This is a genomic window from Bacillus cereus group sp. MYBK195-1, assembly GCF_051916605.1.
Classification (GTDB): Bacteria; Bacillota; Bacilli; order Bacillales; family Bacillaceae_G; genus Bacillus_A; species Bacillus_A cereus.
Window position 1 is genome coordinate 1 of sequence record NZ_JBQAGZ010000013.1, and the last position, 24814, is coordinate 24814.

Consider the following 24814-nt stretch of genomic DNA (forward strand, 5'->3'; position numbering starts at 1 on the left):
ACCAAATTTGTTATCTTTTAAACCGTTTTTGTTATAGATGAAACCAAATTTGTTATCTTTTAAACCATTTTTGTTATAGATAGGCAACCAAATTTGTTATTTTTTAAACCATTTTTGTTATAGATGAAACCAAATTTGTTATCTTTTAAACCATTTTTGTTATATATAAGTGCTATAATCCCTTATATATCAATATGTTTCAGCTTCCTAAAACATATAAAACATATAAACATATAAAACAATTATTATATAAACATACAAAACATATAAAATCATGTTGAATATATTATCAATTTATAAAACCAAATTTGTTATGTTTATCTTTTTTATAAAAAATATTGTAAATAAATATCCGAATAAAAAACCCATTGGTCTCATGCATACAAATGAATACTAATGTTTTTTATAGGTTTAACATTTTGTATCTTTTGTAAAACTAATTCACTGGAAAATTTAATTGACAAACGATTATTTTTCTGAAAAAGTAGCCTAGAGAAATCCTTGTGAAAAAGCAAGGATTTTTCTATTAAAAATGGTATATAAAAGAGATAAGATAACTTGCCATTACTCTGTGAGGGATTTATATATAAATAAAAATAAATAGAAAGAAATTTAAAACAAACGAAAGGAGTCAAATAAATTACACTAAAAATAATTTAATTTTTCTGATTTTTCAGTTCCACCCGCTATATTATAAGTAAGATACTTTAGAAAGGAGCTAACAACTATGGGCTTAGCAAAAAGTTTTTTCCCTTCATTCCCTTCATTCCCTTCAATAGAACATGCATCACAACAGCTTCATTCATTTCAATTACAAGAGGAATTTAAACCAATGGGGGTAGCAAAAGGATTATTCCCTTCAACGCATACAATGGAGAACGCAACACAACTCTTTAATTCATTTCAACAGCAAGAAAAAGAGCGGAAAAATAAAGGGGAAGATTTGATTAATAAAACCCTTAAGAATTGTCACTATATAAACTCCACATTTACTTTAAAGTGAGTAACAAATATATAATTACTGTAGATATAAAGATAAGAGTAACTATTTAACTGATTCAGGAACTGGAGTTTATATTCCTCGTAGCGTTGGTCACTAAAAAATAAGACCACAATGTAGGTCTTATTTCTTAGTATTATTTAAACCCAAATATTATTAAGTGGGTATATAATTATTATCGAAGAGCAATCTGTAGATCATTTACACATGTCAAAAAGGAAAGCACTTATTTAAATTGCTTTCCTTTTTGAGAAATGGGTACAATTACTGATATGTTCCGTATATTGGTAACATATATTATGTTTTTTAATTGATACTAAGAAAAAGAGTCAAGTCTCTTCTATGTGTAATATCTTGTCACTGATCTTTTCTCTTGTGGCTCTTTTACGATCTTAATTGTTTATTATGAATTTCCTTTCAAAATAAGTTCAACTTCTTCTATACTTAATTTACTTGCTTGTGCAATCGTTTCAATTGGTACACCAAGTTCATGCATACCTTTAATCATTTGTATTTTCCCTTGCTGAACCCCTTCTTGAATCCCTTCTTTTTTCCCTTCATTACGAGCATAGGCAAACTTTACGGCTTCGTCCATCAACGCTTTTCCCCTTGCTTCATATGCTTGTCGGAAAGAAGAATCTTGACTCATACGTTCCCATTTATTCATTTATAATTCAAGAATTTCTTGTATTTTTTCTATAGATAAATTCGTAAATTTCGCAATATCTTTTGTTGGCATTCCGTTTTTGTGCATACCACGAATAAGCTGTATTTTCCCTTGTTCAATACCCTTTTCAATACCTTTTTGTTCTGCATAAGCAAACTTTGCGGCTTCGTCCATCAACGCTTTTTCCCTTGCTTCATATGCTTGTCGGAAAGAAGAATCTTGACTCATACGTTCCCATTTATTCATCGCTTTTTGTAAAATAGGGTCTTGGTTCATCGCAATATCCTCCAATGTTTGGGTTAATTGTTCATCCTCATTCGCTGGAAGTAATAACAACCAACGAACAAATGAATCTTCCCAGGGGTTTACTTGTTCATTCCGCCACTGTTGCATGAGTTTTGGAATCTCCACAATATGAACTTCAATATCATCACTCAATATTTTCTGTTGTTGTTGATTCCATAAGATTCCTGTTGTATGGAATGCTTCATATTCTGGAAACATGACAAAGTTTAATAAATTAATCGTAATTGTTTTATGAAGAGAACTATAAGGCATACCTTTTTGAAGTTGGGATGTGTATAGCCTTCCCCAGTAATATAAACTTCGCTTAATCATGTCATGATTATTATTTAACTGGATTTCTACATTTACCTTTGTTCCCGTATCTAATGTTGCGGAAATATCTAAAATCGATAATTTATCTTCTTCATGTTCTCGGTGCAAGTGTGGGTCTTCTAATTGTAAGGAAACAATAGGGGAGTCTAAAGAATCTTGTAACAGAGCATTTAAAAAAGCAATCAAAATATCTTCATTTCCACTTGTGCCAAATAATTGTTTGAAAGCAAAATCAATGCGTAAATTTACTAATTGTTGGTTGGACATGGGTTTTCCTCTCCCCATCTCATATGATGTTTTTCTTTCATTGTACATAAAAGAGTGATCCATATGCAAACAAGCTCTTATATCCATAGACATAAGAGCTTGTTTGCTACCATACATAATTAACAGATTAGTTGGCTTTCATAGAAATTGAAAGATTGCCTACTGTAAGGAAAACTCACGTTTAGTATACAAAATACAAATAAAAATGCAATACATAAATTGATGCAATATAGTCCAATACATTTAAAATTCTATCCAAACACGTACTGATCCGCTCCAAATTTTAAAATCAATATCAACATTACATATTTAAAAGATGCATTCCTTTCATTCTTATCCTATACTAAAAACGATCAATTAATATGTGCCTGCATTATGCGGAGTTACTATGAAAAAAGTTCCCTTTTTAGGGAACTTTTTTATTATCTTATTTAATCTTATATCGGCTATTTTCTGAAACACATAAACTAACCGCATTAACTTTTATACTACATTTTCCTAATCTCCGCTTTACTTCCGATTGTAATTTTTCATTTGCTTCCTCTAAAGAACTTGCTGGAATAATTGTAGATTGTGAGCCTGTTACCTTGCCACTATACATCACTGAAAAGTTTAATTCATATTGATGTATCAAGATTTCTCCACTCCTTTTTCCTGGATTTCCTCACAGATCATTCCTATTTGTCGCTTGCTCCTGTAGTCTTTGAAGATAGGTACGCATTTGCGGTACATACCAGCTTTTTCTTAATCGGATGATCGCAATTCCCACAATTAAAATCAAAAAGGCTTGTAAAAAAATATCTTGTGTTTCCCATAACGTGCACAAATACAGAAGACTTCCCGAACAAAAATAATACATGGCCAATAATAGGTTTATATTTGCGATTATCATTTGTTTCTTTACAATCGCGGCTATTCCTGCCCAAACAAGCTTACAAACTCTTATACTTAACAAAATATATGCAATGATCTTAAAAAAAATCATCCTCCCCCCCTTTTTCTCTAAAAATTCATTTGAACCACTTAAAAGACCGAATAAAAGACGTAATCTTATTCAATACCAAATGTATTAATAACTAATTTAAAATTAATTACAGACGAATTTGAAGCGTCATTTTTTCTGAAAGGGAAACTTTTTATGTTGAAAATCATATATGCATTGTTTTCCAACACATCCGATTGAAAATCCTGTAAAAAAGGTTGCACCAATGATTTTCAATCCCCATTTCCACGTGTTTTCTTGTAAAAAATGATGCGATACATAGAGGCATCCCCCTGTACAAATAATGATCCAGATTCCATATTCATCATATTTTCTTTGTTCTAATTTTTGTTCATGAAACGGATATACTTGGCTAAACAAAAAGGCTATCAGCAAAACTGACAGCCCAATTCCCAATACGATCATTTTTTATCGCCCCATTTCCACTCGATTACACCTCTTTATAGCGCTTCTGTAACAATTGCTGTACACGTGCCGCATACATTTTAAAATAGGGAATATTTTGCGCGGCAACCTTTCCAAAGTCCATATGCATTAATGTTTCTTCTAACAGTTTGAACTCAAACTCTAGGAATTTATCATGTTGTTTCTGAATTGAATGCGGGATATTATGCAAGGCATCCGCAATTTCTCGTACGTATGTCACACTGGATTCATCTTGGTTTGAATAGGAAAAGACATTTCGAATCAATACAAACGTTTCTTGCAATATTTCATACCCGATATGATGCAATACATTTTGATTCACCAGCTCTCCTCATTCCTTTCCCTACGGTCCTTCAATTCCTGTATTGATTTGGAACTCATAATTTTCTACAAACCATTTCTCACCTTCTAATAGTAAATTTAATTTCATGGTGTGTTTTTCTTGTTGTTCTGTTCCATCAACCGTTACAAGATAATCATATTTAACCGTTACATCCGCTTTATTATCAGCGGTTTTAATGTAGTACATATCTGTTATCTTTGCTTTCGTTTGAATGTGCATAGAGCCATCATCTTCTATATGGTTATGTGCATCCTCTGGCGCATTTAATAATTTGTTTCGTGCTTCTCCTGTTATCATTTCTTTGATTTTTTCAAATCCTGGCTTTTCTTTTTGCTTGTTATCATTCTGTATTAACAGCTCTACAAACTGTTTCGCTACTTCTTGCCCTTTATCTTGCGTATTTTCTGTTAAAACTGTTACGCGCTTTTCCAATGCTCGATTCTCTGTTTTTAGCTCTTTTACTTGTTCCGTCCATTTCTTTTCCGTTTGTTCAACTTTATGCTGTAAGGTGCGATTTTGATTCCATAACCATAAACTGATACCTACCAATACAAGTATGACAAAACCAACGATTCCCTGTTTCATCCCTAATCCTCCCTTTCTTTCCGCTTATTTCGGCAAATATGGTGCTGGGTCGACTTGCCCAAATTTAAAGGCTGTTTTAATTTCAAAATGCAAATGTGGCCCTGTTACTTGCCCTGTTCTTCCGCAAACACCTACCTGTTGACCGACTCCAATGTTTTGCCCTTTCTGTACGGTAATAGATGACATATGACCGTATAAACTCCAATATCCATTTCCATGATTGATGACAACTACGTTTCCATAGCCGCCAAAACCCGAACCGGAAGCGCCAAATTTCGCCAACTCTACAACGCCACCTTTCGACGCGGCAATTGGGGTAACACCGTCCTGACAAGAATAATCAGTACCTTTATGAATGGTGCCCCAGCGTGGTCCAAATGGGCTTGTGATCGTTGTTTGGGCGATAGGACGAATAAACCCTTGTGAGCTTGCTGATCCAGTATCTACAACGCCGCCTGGCTTTCCCGCTTCACAATTAAAAGTAAGGCCGCCCATTTGCGCCACAAACTTTGTTACTAATACAGGCCATAAACCATTTGTACCATGCGGATCATTTGCGGCTCCTGGCGGTGCATATTTCGCTCCAATTGCTTCTATGGTTGTTATCCCCATACCGATATAGTTTTTATATAAGTTTCGGGCCATAGCGTTGATTCCTTCATCTAAGGTGGCAAATTTCATGAAACCTTTCATTTGTGAACTACTAGGGTCCATGAGGCCACCAGGGTTGTTATAGTTCTTTACTGCATTAGAAGTACCGTTACCCGTTTCCAATCTTGCAATGGCCGCTAGTAAAACGGGATCGATTTGGTTTTGTGTTCCTGCATTTAAAAAGGCTTGTGCTTTCCCTGTAAAAACGCCGCCTAAATGGGGCTGTAATTCTTCTGGTGCCACTGCTTTTCCACCTGGCCGACAAACCGTCATTCCATTACTTGGGATGGTTGCTGGTGCTTCCTCTTCTTTTTTGCCAATGCCTTGCCCTAAAACAATAAATAAAAGAAATCCAATACAGACGAACAATCCTATCGTGAAAGTAGAACTCCCAAAAAGAAATGTCAGTAACCAGGATTTCTTTTTCTTCTTCTTTTTTTGTTCTTGTGCAATCTCTTCTTGTACCGTTTTATCTACAACTTCTTTTATTTCTGGTCTCATATCATCCCTCCCCCCTTACAACATGTATCAAGATTGATTGGAATACTTTCGAACAATCAGCCCATATGTAAGGGCCAAAAGAATAGGTATAATCGCTAAAACATGAAATAGTAACGTTAAAAGAGTAGATTGCTGGTTTTGTATAAAGTCTAATAATCCAAAATGACCAATTCCTACAAACCAGATAAAAAAGGCTAGTTTGGCCCTGTCATCAATAGGGCAACGTAACTCATTATGGATAATTTGGAGAGTTAAAAGAATAAGCGTATACCAGATAAGTAACCCTAAACCAATCCATCCTAATAAATCTGTCGGCCATTCTCTCTGTATGAAAAGAATGATTATGTTCATCCACCCTAAACACCCAATACAGAGAAAAATACTGATACTCACCATTTTCATACACGTTAATCCCCAGTGTTTCATAGCTATATCGCTCCTTTTTTCGTAAAAAAATAGTAAAGTCCTAGAAGTCTAGGACTCTACTCATCTTTTTTGGGTGGCTCCAAATCATCAAAGTTATCTAAGTTTTGCGGATCAGTAGAAGGCATCCAATTTTCACTTCCCGCGGCTACAGCTCCATATTGTATATCTGGTGTATCGATTGTTTCCGCTTCTCCTTGAATCGGTTCATTTTTGCTTACTTCTTTCTCATTTACTCGTGTTAAATCAGTAGGGGAAATGGATTCCGTTGGGATAAATGAGTCAGAAGAATTTGTTTCTTGTACAGTTGACTCGACATCTATATTAGAATTTTTTGCAACAATCTCCCCCGCTTCATTCACTTCTGCAGGAATAGCATCTGGAATATCTGCACTTGTTGTTTCTGGTGTATGAGGTACAATGACACCTTCTTCATTTACATCTGCACGAATTGTATCTGGTATTAAAGGTTCATTTGCCTCTGTTTCAATTGGCGTTGAAATTTCTTGTTGTGGAATATGTGTTGAAATGTCCTGTTCTGGTTGTATTTCTTCTCTTGAAATATCCATCGGAATTTCTTCTGTTGGAATGTCTTGTTGTGGGATATCGGATGAGATTTCTTCAAATGTTTCATGATCTGGTGACACTTCCTCTAATGGAAGTTCTTGTGTTGGTACTTCTGTTTGAATTTCTTCATATGCCTCCATATCGCTTGAAACTTCTTCTAGTGGTATTTCTTGTTCTGGTACCTCTGTTTGGATTTCTTCATATGCTTCCATATCAGTTGAAACCTCTTCTAATGGTACCTCTTGTTCTGGTACTTCTGGTTGTACCTCTTCGTATACTTCTATATCAGTCGGAATATCTTCTAATGGTACCTCTTGTTCTGGCACTTCTGGTTGTACCTCTTCATATCCCTCTATATCAGCTGGCATTTCCTCTCCTGTTGGAATTTCCTCATCTTCTAAAGATACAAGTTCTGGTTGAACTTCCATTTCTGATTCTTCTACTTCTGTTCCTTCTTGTTGTCCTTCCATTTCTTGTTCTAATGCTTCCTTATCTAAGCTGATAAGGTCTTGTTGCATTGGTGCCTCTTCTTCACCTGGTGTCGTTTGTTCTTTTCCTTCCTCTTCCTGCTGTGGTAAATTCCCATCTTTATCACGATCCTGTAAGGAAATAAGGTTTCCTTTCTTTTGATTCTCTTCTTTTTCTTGTTCCGATTGATTATTTGGTAAATCATTCGGTATATTCGCTTGCACTAACGGGTTGGCTTTTGTCTTTTCGTCGTCTGTCCCTGCATTTTCTAACTGGCCGCCTGCCGCTGCCAATTCAGCCGCGTTGTTAAAATGCATTCCCATTTTGTCTCCAATATAAGACATTGTATTTCCAGCGTACTCTTTCCCCTTATCTACAAAGTTTTCAGTCATAAGAGATATATTTGTGACCGTTTCATACACACCACGTGCTCGACTAAAGGCCGCAACAATATTTCCTCTAAACAGATAGCAAAGAACGAAAACAAGTATTTGGAAAATCATTGTAGACACATATCCTGCAACGCCCGCTTCTGGTAACACATAAAGTAGTTCTGCTATCGTAAAGATGATGACAAGCATAACAGACATAAAGATTTTTAATGCCAATGGTCTAATCCATTGTGAAGCCCAGCTTTCAATTACTCTGCGGTGTCCTGGCAATAAAGCCACCGCCATGACGATTGGTGAGATAATACTCATGACAAGGAACCATAATTGGAATGCTACAATTAGTAAACAAAACGCGATTACTGGAACACCTGCGAATGTATTCACGACATAATACATGATTGTAAATACAAGGCGCTCTCCTACTGAAGAGATAACCATCATTTGGTTTCCATTCTTCACTTCATCTTGAACTTTATTTTCTCTATCTTTTCCAGGTGCCTGTGCTAACAGTTCATCCACCCTTTTAGCACCCAACTTTTCTTTTGAATCTTCCCCGTACTGTAAAAATAAATATGGTCGTTCAACTAACAAATCCCAAATTTGCTTTTTCACTGAAAAGATTGCGTCTGCTTTAGAACGTCCTGGATCACCCGCAACTGTTCCCGTTGCTTTCGCTAATACTGTTACACTAATTTCAGAACTAATTGTATTCGCACTTTTTAAAGTTGTACTTGCGTTCCCGATGTACGTAACAATAAAAGCAATAACAAGTACCGTTTTCACTAACTCACTTAAACCTTTTGATGGTTGACGCTTAATAAAGAAGATATAGCCTGCGTAACAAGCGGATAACACACATGCAATGCCGATAATTGCTGGGAATAGCCCAGAAGATAAAAAGCCACCTTTTTCAATACCAGCAATATTTTGCATAGCCGCTCCTAATTTATCCGCTACCGCATCTACAATATCTAGGTTCAACGCTTGATCGACTAAAAAGATTGTTAATTGGCCAAGAATCACATTTAACTGAAAGGCCATATTCGCAAACCATTGACAAGTTGTATACAACATCCTTTGTAAGTCTTTACCTACACTATCATCACCAAATAAGTACCCACCAACTTTTTCAAATACGTTTTTTTCATCTTCTTTTGGTTGATACGTATCAATCTCATAATATTTACCTTTATAAATTCCATCTGTGTACCCACTAAATAGATTTTCAGAGATTCGCGCCCCTTTTTGTTCCTGTTTTTCTTCCTTTTTTGTATCTTCCGCTAGGGCCACATGGGACCCTAACGGTAGTAAGAAGAATACAAGAATCATACAAATAGAGAAAAGTTTTTTCATTCCTTTTGCCCCCATTTATGAATATGAACTGGCTTTATACTCCCCACAATAGACTCTAAATTATTATGTCTATCCCAGTTCCATTCGTAATTTTTCCATTTCCCGTCCTTTTTATCTTTTACCATTTTCAACTTCATTCCCATTTGAGCATTTTCTACAGGATCAAAGTATTTCACACGATAGTAATATTCATTTTCGTTTTCCTTTAAATCATATCGATATAAGTCGTATCGTTCCTTCATGCCTTGACTTTTATTTGGATTTCTAACTTCATTATTCATAAAATCATATTTTTCATATTGAAGTTCATTTAATTTTTTTGAATCCATTTCAATATAAGCCTTTACATAATCCATCGCGGTCTTATCCGCTTTTTTCATATCTCGTTCTTTTTGAATCTCTTGTTGATTTGCATTGCTTTTCGTTTCATTTGAGCAACCCGCAACACCCGTTACCATTAACATTCCTGCTACACATAATCCAGATAACATACGTAATTTTTTCATCGTTCCATCCTCCATATACAGATAATTTAGAATACTCTTATCTGTATTGTAATACGAATTACGCCAATTGTTGTGCGCGTTCTTCGTCTGTTTTCGTAGAGGAATCAAATGCAGTCTTTAATTCTTGGAAAACAGTATCAATTTCTACAACAGCTGTTCGGCCGAAAATATCTTGGAATAAGGCTTCGCCGCGTCTAAGTTGGCGTAGCATTAAGATATTTTCTTCTGTGACCGGTAAGTTATAGTAACGCAACATTTCTTCCGCTTCCTTATCGTATTTCAGCGCAAAACAGAACTTCATACCCACATTGGCAACCTCTTTGTTTTCAGATTGATAGTCGGATGCGTTTTGTGTTCCTAAATACAAGCCGATATTGTGATAACGTCCTTCTCGAATAATTTTGTCAGAAGACGCCGCACCCTCTTTATTTTTCAAAATACTTGATGCCTCATCTTGTAGGTATACTTTGAAAATACTACGGTCGGAATGCATTAAGGATTTACCAAATGCCGCTAATGCAATTAAGATACTACGAGATAATTTATCTGTAACACTTTCATTCTTTTCCTCTGATTTCGGAATGCGTAAATGTTGAATTTGTAATACCTGTAATGGACGTTCTAGGCTTAATACGCGGTAATCTTGACCTGGTCTACCAAACAATAAATCTCCTAACTGGATGCCTTCTAAGGTTGCTAAACGATTTGTAAGGGCATTTAACCGTTCTAATTCAGTTGGCAATAAGTTTGGTTCTTTCTTCATTTCCTCTAGTTCTTTACGAACCAAAGTTAAACATGCGTCTTCTTTTTTCGCCACTTGTTCAATCGCTTTATATAAATAGTCATATCGGATATCCTCTAAGCCTACATCCGATAGGAACGTTAAAATTTCAAGCGCTAAACTTTTTGCATCTTCTATTGTTGCGCTTATTCGGAATGGGTCTAAACAGCCCGCATCCTTTTTATCCTTCCCAAGCGTCCATACTTGCAAGGTATCCTCATTGAACCCTGGCAATAATTCTGGCCATCGTGTGCGGTCCCCTTTTGGATCGATGATAAATGCCCTTCCCCCACTCATCACAATCCAGAAAGCGAGTAAATTCATTAAGAAGGATTTTCCTTTCCCTGTTTGCCCCGCAAACATAACTGATAAACTCTCAAACGCTGTTACAATGTTATCTAATGCTTTCGCCGCGAGTTCTGGACGAACAAAAACAGGACGATTTAATTTTTTTGTCTTTCCAATGTAAAACCCTTGATTATCGCCAATTTGTGTTGTGGCCCCGAACATGCCCATTGCAAGTACGCCTGGTTCCACAAACAATTTGAAATCCGTATTATAACGTTTAGAACCTGGTAAGAACTCGTAGAAGTATGCTAATTGTTCTCCATATGGATTGACCAATTCAATTTTCATTTTGCGATATTCTGTAATCAGCGTATTGACACGTGATTTTAATGTTTTCTCATCTTCTGCATATACACAAAACAGTACACTTAGTTCATATCCAGGTGCTCCCGTTGTTTCAAATCGATCTTTTACAATTTTGACGCCTCTTGCTTTACGATCAATTGTTAAATCTGTTGTGCGGCCACCTACCATTGCTTGTTGGCGTTGATCGTTTAATTCCAGTTCACTGTTCGAAAGTTTTTGGGTAACCATCTGGTTCTCTAAATGATACGCTCGAATACTCATTTCAACAGGAAACTTTAATGAATGAGATTGAATGCGATAAATCCACTCTCCACCAGGAAAAGCCGATATTTCGGGCATATCTTTCACCGCAAGAAAAGCAACATGGGAAGTTTCCATTTCCCCTTCTTCATTTTGTCTTTCGAGTATCAAAGAGCGCCCTGGGCTTTCATCAATCACCGTATCCGTTAAGTGCACCATTTCTTGTAAATCTGGCCGACGTACTTTTACCGCCTTTCCTTCTTCATTTTTCAAGGTAACTGTAGAACCTACTTTCCAGTTTTGATCCCGATTCAGTTCTTTCATGCCACGTTTGAAGTTATGATGGAATAAAAAGCGCGTTGTTGACGGTTTCGCACGTCTTGTATTATGAAAGGCCCCTCTAACCTGGCTAAATAACACGTCTTCTACTTCTAAATAATTTTCAATTTCCTCTTCTAAAATATCCGTCACATTCATACCCGATATGTTTTGGGCTGTCTCTGCAAACCCTTCTCTTATCTTCTTCATAAACTTCCATGTTTCTACGACAGGGTTACGAATTTGTCTTTCTTTCTGTTCCATATTCAGTTGTACTAAAACGAAAAAGCGATATTCCATGTTCTCTTTCGCAATGGCCGCATTTCGTAAGTATTCTTTTACCTTTTTAAAAAGAAAGCGTCCTGTTGGGGCCATTGGCCCTTTTAAAGTGGAAATATGCTCATCCAGAATTTCATCTGAATTTGTTGTACGAGGAATCACAAGCAAGTGGATATCATATTCTTGATGGGTAAATAGAGCGAGTTGATTGCGATAATATACTTTTTTTGTACTTTCGTCTTGATGATCGTATTCAAATCCGTCTACTTCATACACTGCGGATACTTTTCCGTCTGTACTAAACGCTAAATTCTTTTCAACGTGCTTTAATGGTGGTCTGTTCATCGTTTTCAACATATTCAACTTCCTCCTTTTGGGGTAAAAATGTTACATCATAAGCGTGTATGTCGTTCTCTTCTTCACTGAATGAATGTACGATTGGTAAATCTTTGACGTCATGTTGTACACATACATGACCATAAAACACATGTTTTTTAAGTTTGGGTACATTCACCAAGCGACTACTTTGATGCTTCCGTAAACGAAATGTGACCCAGGACCGAACAAAAGAGAAAAGTGATTTTCCATCTGTTTTATATTTATCCGCGCCCCATACTAAGAAAAGAGGAATCACACCATAATACATGAGCCAAACTTGATCGATCATATCCCCAAATATCCATTTAAAGGGAGGAAGGAAGCGGAAGGCTACAAGCCCCGCTTCTACCGCCGCAAAATAACCAAGTGCCCTCCATGTAACCGCACGCGGAAGACGATACCCCATAATTTCGTACTGTCTTCGCATATAGTTCATATAGCTTCCGAAACAATAGACAATGATAGATTTTGATTCTTTTTCTTTCATGTAGCCCTCTTCCTTTCCATCCCTTACTTAGACGCCAAACAATCCGCCTAACCACGTTCCGATTGTTTTTAATGCATCTGGTTTGTTAATGAAGAATACAACAATCCCGCCGCCAACAATTAACGTAATCGCTTTTCCCCATGCGCGCTTTGCCGCTACGATCAAGATTACAATGATAAACGCACAATATAACGCGTATGTTCCTTGTGTCTTCATCATTTCGAAAAATCCTTCTAACCCGATTCCTAACACAAAATGATTTATATTGAACATATACATGCCCCTCTCCTATTTTGTTTTTAAGTCTGTTACGATCCATTGCTTTCCATCTTGTTTTACAAACAACGTATAACCTGTTTTCATTTTCGATTCAGAATGTGGATCAATCATAGATACCTCTGTTTGTACCTCATATGTGCCTTTTGTTTTTCCTGGATAAATCTTAGAGGAAAGTACATTTTCAAATTTCATGGCTCCTTCTAACCCTTTAATATCTGTATTGGCTAAAACATACGCGAGTTCTTTTTGTGTTGCGGTGGTATAGGATTTAAAAAAGGTTGGTAAAAATTCTCGAATGTCTTCTTTTACAGTGATTTCATGAATTTCCTCTCGTTCTTTTCCTGCTTTTTCTTCTGGTACTTCTGCTTTTTCATTCACTTTGACGATTTGAGGGAATCCACTAATCACAAAAGCCTTTCCATCTGTCCGAACAGGAACCGACACTTGCTGGATCACCTCCTTATCCTCTGGCCCGCTATTATCTGCTTTCATGCGGCTTAATTTGTATTTCACTTTAAAAATTACGCTTGCCTCTTTATCTGTAACCTCATCTACTCTTAATACAGTTGCGTATAGAAAATTGGAATCCCATTGCATACTTACAAAATCTAAACCAACTTGCGGATCAAACGTTTTCGGTATATAGGGATGTAAGCGCTCTGAACGCTTCTTCTTTCCTTCATCCCCTCTTTGCCATGTAAAGTATTCCTTTGCGAATCCGCGCGCAAATTCAATTGCTTCTGGACGCGAGGCAAGGTTTTGTTTTTGCGTAACTTCCTTTGGAGTGGTGCTGGCCTTTGCTGTTGTATCTCCCTTTCCTTTTACTACGGTTGTGATGGATACAATTAGCATCCAACTAAACAGGAGCCAGATTCTTTTGTTTGTGTTTCTGGCTGTTTCACTTCTTGTTTTTCTTCTTTCACTTTTACCGCTTCGGTAGCTTGTTTTCGAAATGGGATAATTTGCGCTTGATGTGTGGGTTCAACTGGCTTGGTTTCGGAAACAGGTTCTTTCACTTCTTCATTGGAAGGTGCTTTTTCTTCTAATTCATCTAGCCCCGATGTTACAACGGGTTCTTCTTTTGTTAAATTGACTTTTTCGGCTTGTTGATACTTGCCTTTTCCATATAGAAAATCATCAATTTCCTTGTCGATCTCTAATCCTGCTTTCCCATTTTGTTGCTCTAAAGAATGAATCTTTGCTCTGGTCCATTCATTTGATGCATGAATTTCTTTTTCGTTTTTATAATTCGCCGCTTTTCCATTTGGTAGATATCGGTCTAATGGTGGAACACGTATAGTACACCACACATTTTTTGCCTCACCTCTGATATAATCTTGCGTTTGAATCGCTACAACTAAGTTTGGAAGGTTTTGCAAATACTCTGTACGGAATTGTTTTTGCATAATGCCTTCTAACGTTTTTGCGGAATTATGACCTTGCCTACATACAAAGTAATTTCCGCCCGCCTCTGTTAACATGTCTGTTAGCTCTCTGTCTAACTGTCCCGACACTTGCTGGGTAATCACCCATAATCCAAATCCATGCTTCCGATCCTTTGCAATGATTTTCGGAAGCACGGGTACTGGCACGTCATGGGCTTCATCTATCACGCCTAAATGTAGTTTTGAACCATGCGGCCGCTGTTGAGCGATACGGTGATATTGGTTACAAATGTAACCGACTGTAAGCAATGTATCTTCTTTTCCCATTCCCGCTAAATCGTAAAAGATAAGGTGTCCTTCATCCATCCACTTCCGAATTTCTAAGGAAAAGCCTGTTTGCCCGTACATACGCTTTAAATACAACGTATTACGGAAGATATCTAATCGGTTTAAAATCGCTTGTGTGCTGTCTTCTAACGCGCTTCCCACTTCATATTTCCAAAAGTGAGAGTAATATTTTTGTTCTGGCCCTTGTAAATTGGCAATTACATTTGCTCGAAACAGTTCATCACTTATGAATAATGGGATACTTAAAATCGTATGAATTTGACTCTTATCACAAAGTAACGTCCCAATAATCGCCCTTAGTAATCGTTCTGTTTGTTGTGCTTGCCCTTGAATCATTAACTTAATCATTTCCATAATGGATTCAACCACTGTTTGGATATCTTCATTTGGAAAGCGATGAAACAAATTCAAGGCTGGTGGATGATCTGTATTTCGAAAACGGATAAAATGAACCTTACTCCAATCAACTTGTTTCCCATCCTTTTCCGCTTTTAAGAGTCGATTCATTGCTACATATGCCAAATCTTCGGTTGGATCAAATAGAGATAATCCACCCGCTTCATTCGGATTTTCTAGCCATTTATCAATGACACTTTGCATCAATCTCATGGCAATGGTGCTTTTACCAGACCCAACTTTCCCCGTAATGTAACCATGATTCTTGAAAAAGTCTTCTCGAATCTTTACTAATCGATCCTTGATATAGGGATGCATCACATGGCCAATTGAAATGCCTTCGGCCAATAAATCATTTGGTATCATGTTTTCCCCTTTATCTAGATACAAGATGTTACGCTCTGTCTTGCTGTTTTTATCCCCTGTTACGTTAGGTAGATGGAACAAGTTTAATAGCTCTGATCCCGTCCATATCATTTTCCCGTATACGGGATGTGGTACAGCTGGCATACTACGTCTCAACCTTCTGTATCTCAACTCATTCACATCTGCCATAATACTTGCTACCATATGCCCTAAGTTCTTGATGACAGGTACACCAGGATAGCGGTCACTTGCAAATGAAACGGATACTTGAAACGCCACTTCATTTTTTGCAAACCGTTTATTTAATGCGCGAATTTCTTCTTTTTCAAAAGCGTCTAAACCATGCTTTTTCTTCTTTCGAATGACCTTTTCTGCTTTTCGAATCCCTTTTGTCAGCTGATACCCGTTATCTGGTGTAAAAGCAATATCAATCCATGTCTTTTCTTCCATTGCGCTTCCTAACATCGGTAATACATCACGTGTATAGCGCGCGAGTGATAATGTAGCATCTAGCCGCTTTCTCTTTAATACCATCCGTCCTCCTACCGCTTTTCTTGTTGGAAATGGCATTTCTTCCTTTGGGACGGTATAAATTTCACTGTGGGTATAGGCGCTTTGTATGGCTTGCACAACCTGTTTGATTTTATCTTCTGGACCACCTACATAAAAGCGGACACGCTCATTTTCTCCCTCTGAACGATACATCGTCATGCGGTACCAATCGCGACCTTTTAACAGACGTTCTAAAGGCTTTCGACCCGAACCATGTACATGCCGAATCATTTGCCCTAGTTTATCTGGTGTGACTTCATCATCGATGTGCGGAATAAATAATACGTATCGATACCGCTTCTTTTCTAGATATAAATAGATACCATGTAAGACAATCCGTATGACAATTCCCAACAGGATCAATAAAACAATCCCACGAAACACACCGACTACAGTTGGCACCAGCTTCATCAATTCTGTGAGGATTTTTTCTTTAGAAAACCAGACAAATGCAACAGCTCCTATACCTAAAAGCATTTTCCAGTTCTTTTCTATGAAGTTTTCAATTTCTTTGTCGAGCTTGCTGTGCGCCACTTCTTCACTTCCTTTCTATCCTTGAAATGGCCTTATGCAAGGGCTACTAGTTTTTCACGATGCTTTTGTGTTCGTTCTTCAGCGGCTAGTTGAATCAGAAGTTGAGGTTGCATGATCCCGTTTTGAGGTTTGTTAATTTGATCTAAGAGTGCTTTATAGTTGAAGAGTTCTTGTTTCACTTGTTCAATATCTAATTCACCATTTACCAATACTTGTTCTTTCCAAAAGGTTTCCCAGCATTCTTGACGATTTTGATACGCTTGTTTTCCCATCTTGCTTCCTCCTTTTAAGTGGGGAGGATATTCAGTGAAAGAATGTCCTCCCATGAATATTATGATTTGCGCGCTTTTTTGTAAGGGTCTAGCGTGACCAAGAGAGAAGAGAAAATCATGCTTTTCCCCATTCTTCCCGCCCATTCTTCTGTACGCTTATTTGTTGAAGGTGTATGTGTTGTATGAGGAACTCGACCGATATAAAAACCGCGTTTACTTCGCATATGCTTAATTGGTTTCATAAGAAATCCTCCTGTATTGTTTTATCTTTCTATATCGCTAAATAGAAATATGCTGTACATCTAAGAGGTTTCATTCATTATGAAGCTACTAAATCTAATTCTTCTAAATCTGTAGAAAGGATCGTAATTTCTTGTTGGTGCTCTTTGAACAGAACATGTTGGATATTTTTTCGCAACTGAAACCCATCTTCCACCAATGCAAGTAAATATGATTTCGTATATTTCCTATCATTGATTTGATAATGTACATCAAATATGCACATTTGATCCCGCCCTCCCTTATCAGTTGAGAGTGTTTTACACTTCTTGATTCTTACGTTTTCTAAATGCGTAAACAGCTAGGATACTACCAAGAACGACAAATGTAACACCGATCCATTTCCAATATGGATTTTCAGTTTTGCCGCCTGTTGTTGGTAAATGACTTTCTACTTTCTTAGGTTGTTCTTTCATCGGTTGTGGTTGTTTTACAATGTGTTGTGGTTTCTCTGGTGTTGGTACAGGTTTTTCAATGACCTGTGGTGTTTGTGGCTTCTCTGGTTGTGGTTTTGGTTGTTCTGGCTGTGGTTGTTCCGGTTGCTCTGGTTGTGGCGTTTCTGGTGTTGGTGGAACTTCTTTTTTCTGATCTGCTACAACATGTTTGATGATCTCACCATCTGTTTTAATTTCAAAAGAGAATGTTTCTTCATTAATTAAATATCCTTCTGGTGCGAATGTCTCTTTATACGTGTATTTACCAGCTGGTAATTTCTCAAACTTCGCAATGCCTTGTTCGTTTGTTTTTCCTTTCACGACTTCCTGGCCTTGCTTGTTATAGATTGTAAACTTTGCACCTGGTAACTTGTTGTTTCCATCGGCTACGTCTACTTTTGTAATTTCAATTGAGCCTTTAATCTTTGTATTTTTTGCAACTAACTCAATTGTTTTTCCGTTTTCAGTAACGCTAAACGGAATCGGGTCTTTTACCAGCACATAGCCCGCTGGTGATGTTTTTTCAATGAATTGATACTTTCCAAATGGGATATTATCAATTTTGATTAACCCGTTTTTGTCTGTCTTATGCTCACTGATTTTCTTGCCTTTTTCATCGGCTACGATAAAAACAGCACCCTCTAATTTTGTTTTCCCATCTTCATCTACTTTTACAAGCTGTACATTCCCTTTTACTTGATCGTTTTTCACTTCGAATGTAAGTGTTTGATTATGCTCTTTTACTTCAAATGGATACTTTGTTTGATTTAATAAGTAACCTTCTAATCCTTTCGTTTCCTGGAAGTAATACTTTCCAAACGGAAGAGAATTTACTTTCGCAATCCCTTCTTGATTTGTAGTTACTTTTGTAACTGCCTTTCCTTCTGGCGTAAATACTGTAAATTCAACACCTGGGAGAATCTTACCTGTATCACTTACTTTTTTAATTTCAATATTGCCTTTGATTTGTACATTTTTCATTTCTACAACAGCAATTTCACCTGTTTTCACTTCGAAAGGCTTTGGTGTAGCATCTAACACATATCCAACAGGTGCTTTCGCTTCTTTTACAGTGTATGTGCCAAGTTCTAAGTTGCCCATTTCAGCGATACCGTTTTTGTCAGCTGTAATCGTTCCCATAACTTGTTGATTGCTGTTTGCGATTTCAAATACTGCGCCTGGTAGTGGCTTCTGGTTTTCATCCACTTTCATCACTTTTAAAGCGCCATTTGCTTTCCAGAATACTTGTAAGTCTGTGCTTATTTGTTCTGTACTGCGTTCTAATAATACAGTTGCATCTTGAATCGTACTTGTTCCTTTATATACGATTGCATGAACATTCGTTAGATTTGAAACGACTTTTAGAGATAGTTCACTACTCTTAGAGGATTTTGGTACTTGAATACGGAACTTTTCTCCTAGTTGAAACGTTTCTTTTACTTCACCTTGTTCTGTGACAATACGTGTACCTTGTGGTGCATTGTTCATTTCTACATGGAATGTACCTTTTTTTGCATTTGTTTGAACGTTGTATGTTGTTGTTTCAAAATATTCACCGTTTAATTGTGCTTCTTGTTTATCCGTTGGAATGACATTCATCCAGACATCTTGTGTATCCTGGCTTTGATTTGCCGCGTGAATAATGTTCTTTGCGGCTTTTTTAACAGCCGCATTCTTGAACTGTAATTCATCAACGGAAATCTGACCAAGTGCATTCCAAAGAGCTAATTGTGTCGCGTAATGGGCTTCTTGCCAATTAGAAACACCTAAACTTTCTGGTGTTTTCTGAGGGTATCCATTCATTAAGACACGATAGGATACATCATCTGTTTTGCCTGCTTCTGGTAAATCCTCTCCATTTGGGGATTTTAAACCGTATACCAGACAATATGCGATTTGACCACTAGCGTTCTTTAAAAGCTCTGTACGAACATCTTTCCCATACTGCGGACTATAGGCCCAATCCATCTGATACCTTTCTCGATTGATTACCTCCGCACTGGCTTGATTCAGTGGAATCAAGAAGCTCATCACAAATAAAAGTACACTCGTAAAGAGTAGTAGTGTTTGATACGATCGTTTTAAAACCATTTTTTACAGCTCCTTTAGGATTATTCAGTTTTCAAAGGGCGGAATATTCAGAATTTAAATCTTCTAAATATAGAAAGTTATACTTTAGTGATAATTATTTCGTCTTTTAGCCGAATTTCATTTACAATACACTTAGATAGATGTAATCAATAACATGGGGTTTATTCATTCAGTGATGGGTATTGCACGATAATATGTTGGTCTGAAAAGTTTTTCGATCGGAACTTCAAGGAAGTCAGCTATTTTTTTAGCTTTATTATCTTTCAGACTCCTTCTTCCAATTTCAACATCATATAATGTGCCGATCGGAATTTTAGCGCCTTTAGAAACTTCCTTAATACTTAAACCTTTGGATTCCCTGTATTCACGTACAATGGTTTTATTTTCTGACGCTAGCATTTTTTTACCCCCCTTCCCTTAATTACATTGTATTCGGCTTAAAGACGAAAGTCAACACTTTAGTATTAAAAATAACACTAAAGTATAAAGGAGGATTATACCTAATGGATAACAATATATTCGGGAAAAATATACGAAAGTTACGAGCAATGAAAGGCCTTAGTCGAAAAGAGTTTGCCCAAGCAATAAATACACCATATAGTACCGTAACAAGCTGGGAAAATGGAGATAAAGTCCCTAAGATTGAACGTCTACCGACAATCGCGAGACTTTTTAATGTTAGTGAATCAAGACTTTTACACCATCAAATGAGTGATAATGAAATTTTAGAAAAGGATAGTAGTGAAACTGATCCAATCGAACGTATGGCTCAAATTTTGATTGAAAAATATAGAAATGTTCCAGAAGAACACAAACCAAGAATCGAAAAAGAAATTCTTAGGATGGCGCAACTTCTGGAAATTGAAATAGAAATGCAATCGCAACACGAGGAGTAGAGCACATTATAAGAACAAATTAGAGTACATATATTTATCTATACTTTTTAGTTAATTACGAGTAATCAATGTCCAAATGGTTTGTACTATCATATAAATCAATTAATTTTCCCATGATTTCTAAATCTCCATTACATGCTTGAACAATTTGAACAATAAGTAATTCGCAATTAGCTTTATTTTGAATATTTTCCATGTTATCGCTCCTTTTTTGGGATTAATTGATATTCTTGTTCGTTGAAATCCAGATTAAACATTTAAAAAACTGTTTATAAAGTGACAAAAGACACCGTATAAACGGTGTCTTTTGTCACTCTTTGTTTTTTACAGTCAGCCCATTCCTCCAGGATCGACCATATAGTGCATGTTATTTGAATTTTGAACTTTATTTTTTTCAGAAACACTTAATCCACTTAATAAAATTAATGATACAGTACATAAAATGGCTAATTTTTTCATTTTACGCCTCCACATTTTAACAATTTTTCACAATCATTATACGCCTTTGTTGCATATTGGGCAAAAAAGTAATCACCATTTTCAATGAATAACTTTTTTGATTCCGCTATTATATCCAGATCCATTTTTGCTTGACCTAAATAACAATACTGAATTGGCGTCAGTTTTTTATTTTTATTTTTTAATTTCATTAAAATTTCTATTGCTTTTAAATACTCTTCTCTTAAAACAAAATACAACGCTAATTCTGCTGGATGAAGCTGTTCTAAGTTAATTGTATCTATTTCTATATTGTGTATAAGTTTTAAAAAGTTCATGTTATTTATAGCTATTCTATACTTAAAATCACATTTATTTTCTAATTCTTCAATTGCTTTTAAAGTATACTCATATGACTTTTGATAATCCGAAAATAAAAAACTCTCTCCAATCCTCAAATTATTCATTGCACTCATAACGGGGAAATATTGTATATTTTCATACATCATTAATTTATTATTCTGTTCTCTAAATTCATTAACTTTTAACTTTCTTAATAAAGCATAACTCCAAATGTCAGTAATCCAGTAATTATATAGGAGTTTTAAATCTTGATTTTTAATCTTAGAAATATTGGTAACAACACGATCTTTATATGTATCAAACATTCCAAAGTCTCCAATATCACCACTAGACAGTAGGTATAAAATATCACAAAATATCTCCATATCTAAATTTTCTTTTTTAGGAATTGTTTTTCGAATATCTTCTAAACACAAAATGTGTTCCTTCGGATTTCCGCCCCTGGGACGTTCATAGAACAGTTTAAAAAGTGGAGAATATTTTTTTACATTACAATCTGTATGATTGCTAGATAAATCAACTAAATATTTTAAAATTGAGGAATAACCGTTAAGATAGGCAATAACAAATAATCTTTTCATGTTAATTTTTACATTTCTTTCATATTGAGTAAAAATGTTTATACAGCATTCTTCATGAATGTCTCTTCTATCTGGGAAAAGAACTTTCGCCATTTTAAACACACTAAACATTGAAACTTCTTTATTATATTTAAATAGATCAGTTAGAGTAGACTTAGAAACTTTTGCTTCAATAGCAAAACAATCATATGTCTTATATGCATTATTAATTTCTTCTTGTAATTTCCTATTCCAGTAGTTCATACATTCACACCTCTTGAAAGAAAATTCAGACATATCCAACATGATTATATCAAACAATTGTTCTAAATTGAGGATTATATTACAGAAATAGGTAAATATACATGTTTCTCAATATTTTTCAGACAAATACGGGTCTTCTAACAACTGCTTTCTATATAAAATAAACACATTATTAACACTTTAGTGTAATTTTTACTTTTAAAAGATTGATATTCTACAAGAAGAACGATAAAATAAATTTATCAAAACAAAAAAAAACCTACCTCACAAATTTTTAATTGGTTGTTCCGGTCGGCAAACTAGACACCAATTAAAAATCCCAGAAAGTAGGGTTTTTAACGCATAGAATTTATTCACTTATATACGTTTATTTTAGCACAAAGTGAATCTCTTGTGAAGAAAATCCTCTACTTTTCCTTAACAAATGTGTGGTGGAAAAAATAGGAGGTTTTTTTGTGCTATTAAATAACTTTTTGCTAAGTACAGCAAAACGAGAATTAAGCCCACACCTAGTTCATGTTCCTCAAGGTGCTATCAATAAAACAGTACAAAAAGTAATTAAGGCTATCGATACAATTCTTTTAGATACAGAAGGTAAAACCACTAAAGATTTCTTCATACAAACACCACGCCGCTATAAGGCTTTAGAAGTTGTTTTATCTTACCTAGTACAAGAAGGTTACTCTCAAATGAGACAAAATCAAATCAGTGAAAAATCGGGTATTTCTGTGCCGATCATCAACTTCATTCTGAATTGGTTAGAGGACCTTGAAGTATGCCATCAAATCAAAACAAGACGTCATGGTAAGATTGCACCATCTATTTACATATTAAGCCTCAATACCAATTATTTGAAAATCATTGAATATTTTAAGCAAAAATGGGCGTTTTCCATTAATATTTTTTCTACATTTACAAAGTTTCTATCTAAAAAACTAAGTAAAAAACAGGAGAAATCTACAGAACAAGCCGAAAAACCAACTGTGCCTACATGCCAGGGAATAGATATATTGGATTCTGTTGCTCCTACAATTGAAGAAGTAGAAGAAAAAAAGCCAATGAATGCCCCTGATTCGGGTGAAAAGTTACAACTACGCTTCCACGAAATGGATAAGTTTATGAGCGAAGATCAAAAGAAACTGTATATGTATATCATAAGTAAAGATACAAATATTACTGAAAAAGATGCTTATACAATCGCATTACGTATGCCGCCATGCATAGATTGGGAAGCAAGAAAAACTTTTGAGGACTGTGTACAGCTGTTTGAAGTAAACAAATCGCAAGTAAGTACACCTGCACATTTCATAACAACATATACAAAACAGTTAACTGCAAACAGAAAGCGTAGAGAGCAACAAGCAAAAGAACGTACAACAAATATGGTATTTGGAAAGCCAAAGAAGAGTCTCATACCATCAATGGATTTATTCAAAAAAATGATTGATCCGAACGCCTAAATCTCTTTTTTCAAAAAAATAATTGTTTTATAGCCTTGTTCAAAAAAATCTCCCCTAACAAGGCTTTTTGTCATGCCATTCTTTATTTTAATAGATTAAACATATTATCAACCTATTATATTTTTGTAAATTAAGGAAGTTCTTCACAACAAATACACTATGAATTTATACTCAAATTGAATCTGCTCTTAAATCAGTAATTAAATAAGAAGAATTTTCTAATCCCTTGTGGGCGTAAGGCTTATTGAGTAAAAATAAATCCTAATGTATTTAATCATTTTAATTTTTTTAAAACAAGATTTATTATAAATAAGTATTTCATATTGAGAACTATATTTTTCTAGATTTTTAAACATAAACCCCCAGATCAAACTAAATACCAAAATAGAACTCTTCTTGTCATTTAATATAAAAATCTACGGAACACCGAATATCTATAGACAGTATAAATACTAATATTCGTGATTTTTACCATAAATATATAGTACAGAACTCTAAAAACAAACAATCATTTCTGTTCATTATGAGCATTTCAGTAAAGAGAATAACCTCAGAATTAATTCAGAATAATATGAGATAAATCTACAGAATTAGTTGCGACAACATACTTAGGTTATTCTGAACTTATTCTTATCTTAAACTCATTGATAGAACTAGGTTCCGCGGAATATTTAGAAACTTAGATTTATCTTGAAGCTCTCCTGGTAAGGGTATCTTGATTCAGTTATGAATCAGATTCCATTGCCAGGCAGATTTTCAAAAAACTACGTAGGCGGGGCGGCGGCCATTCCCATTCCTCACATATCGTCCTCCCTCAACATTGTCCCATCATTCGCCTTCCACTCATTCCAATACATCAATATATTCCCCTATATCACAACTCCACGCCCTGTCTAGCCAGGCCCATATGTCTCCGCATAGCCCCGCAAAGTCTCGGCTATGGCATTCCAAACAACTCCATCCCCCAAAACATCACGCCCTTGAATCCCC

General features: G+C 35.8%; 26 protein-coding genes and 1 pseudogene. 3 read left to right on the plus strand and 24 right to left on the minus strand.

All coding sequences use genetic code 11. The features are described 5' to 3' along the window. The first annotated feature begins 727 nt into the window (after window positions 1–727). Window positions 728–1003: a hypothetical protein gene (locus ACTFRY_RS28220; protein ID WP_440032452.1), complete on the plus strand. Its 276-nt coding sequence runs from the start codon at window positions 728–730 to the stop codon at window positions 1001–1003. A gap of 400 nt (window positions 1004–1403) precedes the next feature. Here the strand turns inward: ACTFRY_RS28220 and ACTFRY_RS28225 are convergent. From ACTFRY_RS28225 to ACTFRY_RS28325, 21 genes and pseudogenes are all read right to left on the minus strand, one after another. Beyond that, window positions 1404–1667, minus strand: a pseudogene (locus tag ACTFRY_RS28225) (Rpn family recombination-promoting nuclease/putative transposase); the annotation flags it as partial. Further along, a complete protein-coding gene (locus ACTFRY_RS28230) occupies window positions 1668–2552 on the minus strand; it encodes an Rpn family recombination-promoting nuclease/putative transposase (RefSeq protein WP_440032453.1) in 885 nt (294 codons plus the stop codon). It lies immediately after the preceding pseudogene. A 427-nt stretch (window positions 2553–2979) separates the two neighbouring features. Then, on the minus strand, window positions 2980–3186 hold the full coding sequence (locus ACTFRY_RS28235) for a hypothetical protein (RefSeq protein WP_440032454.1): 207 nt from the start codon (window positions 3184–3186) through the stop codon (window positions 2980–2982). A 30-nt stretch (window positions 3187–3216) separates the two neighbouring features. Beyond that, complete coding sequence (locus ACTFRY_RS28240) at window positions 3217–3537, minus strand: hypothetical protein (protein ID WP_440032455.1); 321 nt, start codon at window positions 3535–3537, stop codon at window positions 3217–3219. A 126-nt stretch (window positions 3538–3663) separates the two neighbouring features. Next, window positions 3664–3960 (minus strand): hypothetical protein, encoded by a 297-nt coding sequence (locus ACTFRY_RS28245; RefSeq protein WP_440032456.1) that lies wholly within the window; start codon window positions 3958–3960, stop codon window positions 3664–3666. A 25-nt stretch (window positions 3961–3985) separates the two neighbouring features. Then, window positions 3986–4303 (minus strand): hypothetical protein, encoded by a 318-nt coding sequence (locus ACTFRY_RS28250; protein WP_098685819.1) that lies wholly within the window; start codon window positions 4301–4303, stop codon window positions 3986–3988. 21 nt (window positions 4304–4324) lie between these two features. After that, window positions 4325–4909 (minus strand): hypothetical protein, encoded by a 585-nt coding sequence (locus tag ACTFRY_RS28255; RefSeq protein ID WP_440032457.1) that lies wholly within the window; start codon window positions 4907–4909, stop codon window positions 4325–4327. 24 nt (window positions 4910–4933) lie between these two features. After that, window positions 4934–6061: a peptidoglycan DD-metalloendopeptidase family protein gene (locus ACTFRY_RS28260; protein WP_440032458.1), complete on the minus strand. Its 1128-nt coding sequence runs from the start codon at window positions 6059–6061 to the stop codon at window positions 4934–4936. Window positions 6062–6088: 27 nt separating this feature from the next. Continuing rightward, window positions 6089–6487 carry a hypothetical protein gene (locus tag ACTFRY_RS28265; RefSeq protein WP_000683507.1) on the minus strand — a complete coding sequence of 133 codons (399 nt, stop codon included), beginning with the start codon at window positions 6485–6487 and terminating at the stop codon, window positions 6089–6091. Window positions 6488–6543: 56 nt separating this feature from the next. Then, on the minus strand, window positions 6544–9264 hold the full coding sequence (locus tag ACTFRY_RS28270) for a CD3337/EF1877 family mobilome membrane protein (protein ID WP_440032459.1): 2721 nt from the start codon (window positions 9262–9264) through the stop codon (window positions 6544–6546). After that, a complete protein-coding gene (locus ACTFRY_RS28275) occupies window positions 9261–9770 on the minus strand; it encodes a hypothetical protein (protein ID WP_440032460.1) in 510 nt (169 codons plus the stop codon). The genes ACTFRY_RS28270 and ACTFRY_RS28275 overlap by 4 nt, the downstream gene beginning before the upstream one ends. A 58-nt stretch (window positions 9771–9828) precedes the next feature. After that, window positions 9829–12399 (minus strand): ATP-binding protein, encoded by a 2571-nt coding sequence (locus tag ACTFRY_RS28280; RefSeq protein ID WP_440032461.1) that lies wholly within the window; start codon window positions 12397–12399, stop codon window positions 9829–9831. Next, window positions 12359–12907: a TcpE family conjugal transfer membrane protein gene (locus ACTFRY_RS28285; RefSeq protein WP_000659658.1), complete on the minus strand. Its 549-nt coding sequence runs from the start codon at window positions 12905–12907 to the stop codon at window positions 12359–12361. Before ACTFRY_RS28285 ends, ACTFRY_RS28280 begins: the two co-directional genes overlap by 41 nt. Before the next feature lie 27 nt (window positions 12908–12934). Beyond that, complete coding sequence (locus ACTFRY_RS28290; RefSeq protein WP_000281809.1) at window positions 12935–13186, minus strand: TcpD family membrane protein; 252 nt, start codon at window positions 13184–13186, stop codon at window positions 12935–12937. A gap of 9 nt (window positions 13187–13195) precedes the next feature. Next, the gene (locus ACTFRY_RS28295; RefSeq protein WP_440032462.1) at window positions 13196–14038 is read right to left on the minus strand and encodes a conjugal transfer protein; all 843 of its coding nucleotides are present in this window, start codon (window positions 14036–14038) and stop codon (window positions 13196–13198) included. Next, window positions 14032–16767: an ATP-binding protein gene (locus ACTFRY_RS28300; RefSeq protein ID WP_440032463.1), complete on the minus strand. Its 2736-nt coding sequence runs from the start codon at window positions 16765–16767 to the stop codon at window positions 14032–14034. Before ACTFRY_RS28300 ends, ACTFRY_RS28295 begins: the two co-directional genes overlap by 7 nt. Before the next feature lie 32 nt (window positions 16768–16799). Then, a complete protein-coding gene (locus ACTFRY_RS28305; RefSeq protein ID WP_440032464.1) occupies window positions 16800–17039 on the minus strand; it encodes a hypothetical protein in 240 nt (79 codons plus the stop codon). Window positions 17040–17098: 59 nt separating this feature from the next. After that, on the minus strand, window positions 17099–17281 hold the full coding sequence (locus tag ACTFRY_RS28310) for a hypothetical protein (protein WP_000802603.1): 183 nt from the start codon (window positions 17279–17281) through the stop codon (window positions 17099–17101). 77 nt (window positions 17282–17358) lie between these two features. Continuing rightward, on the minus strand, window positions 17359–17544 hold the full coding sequence (locus tag ACTFRY_RS28315) for a hypothetical protein (RefSeq protein ID WP_000334852.1): 186 nt from the start codon (window positions 17542–17544) through the stop codon (window positions 17359–17361). Window positions 17545–17578: 34 nt separating this feature from the next. Then, window positions 17579–19843, minus strand: coding sequence for a SpaA isopeptide-forming pilin-related protein (locus ACTFRY_RS28320; RefSeq protein WP_440032465.1), 2265 nt, complete (start codon window positions 19841–19843; stop codon window positions 17579–17581). A gap of 165 nt (window positions 19844–20008) precedes the next feature. After that, window positions 20009–20242 (minus strand): helix-turn-helix domain-containing protein, encoded by a 234-nt coding sequence (locus ACTFRY_RS28325; protein WP_078385939.1) that lies wholly within the window; start codon window positions 20240–20242, stop codon window positions 20009–20011. A gap of 104 nt (window positions 20243–20346) precedes the next feature. On the opposite strand from ACTFRY_RS28325, the gene ACTFRY_RS28330 reads away from it, so the two are divergent. Then, window positions 20347–20739, plus strand: coding sequence for a helix-turn-helix domain-containing protein (locus ACTFRY_RS28330; protein ID WP_078385938.1), 393 nt, complete (start codon window positions 20347–20349; stop codon window positions 20737–20739). Between the two features lie 55 nt (window positions 20740–20794). Here ACTFRY_RS28330 and ACTFRY_RS28335 read toward each other — a convergent pair whose 3' ends face one another. The 3 genes from ACTFRY_RS28335 to ACTFRY_RS28345 form a co-directional block, all read right to left on the minus strand. Continuing rightward, window positions 20795–20935, minus strand: a complete 141-nt coding sequence (locus ACTFRY_RS28335; protein WP_170959202.1) for a hypothetical protein — start codon at window positions 20933–20935, stop codon at window positions 20795–20797. 134 nt (window positions 20936–21069) lie between these two features. Next, complete coding sequence (locus tag ACTFRY_RS28340; protein WP_440032466.1) at window positions 21070–21198, minus strand: hypothetical protein; 129 nt, start codon at window positions 21196–21198, stop codon at window positions 21070–21072. Next, window positions 21195–22364 carry an AimR family lysis-lysogeny pheromone receptor gene (locus ACTFRY_RS28345; RefSeq protein WP_231009702.1) on the minus strand — a complete coding sequence of 390 codons (1170 nt, stop codon included), beginning with the start codon at window positions 22362–22364 and terminating at the stop codon, window positions 21195–21197. Before ACTFRY_RS28345 ends, ACTFRY_RS28340 begins: the two co-directional genes overlap by 4 nt. A gap of 455 nt (window positions 22365–22819) precedes the next feature. Here ACTFRY_RS28345 and ACTFRY_RS28350 point away from each other — a divergent pair, with 455 nt between their 5' ends. After that, window positions 22820–23824 carry a Replicase RepFR55 gene (locus ACTFRY_RS28350; protein WP_440032467.1) on the plus strand — a complete coding sequence of 335 codons (1005 nt, stop codon included), beginning with the start codon at window positions 22820–22822 and terminating at the stop codon, window positions 23822–23824. Window positions 23825–24814: the final 990 nt, after the last annotated feature.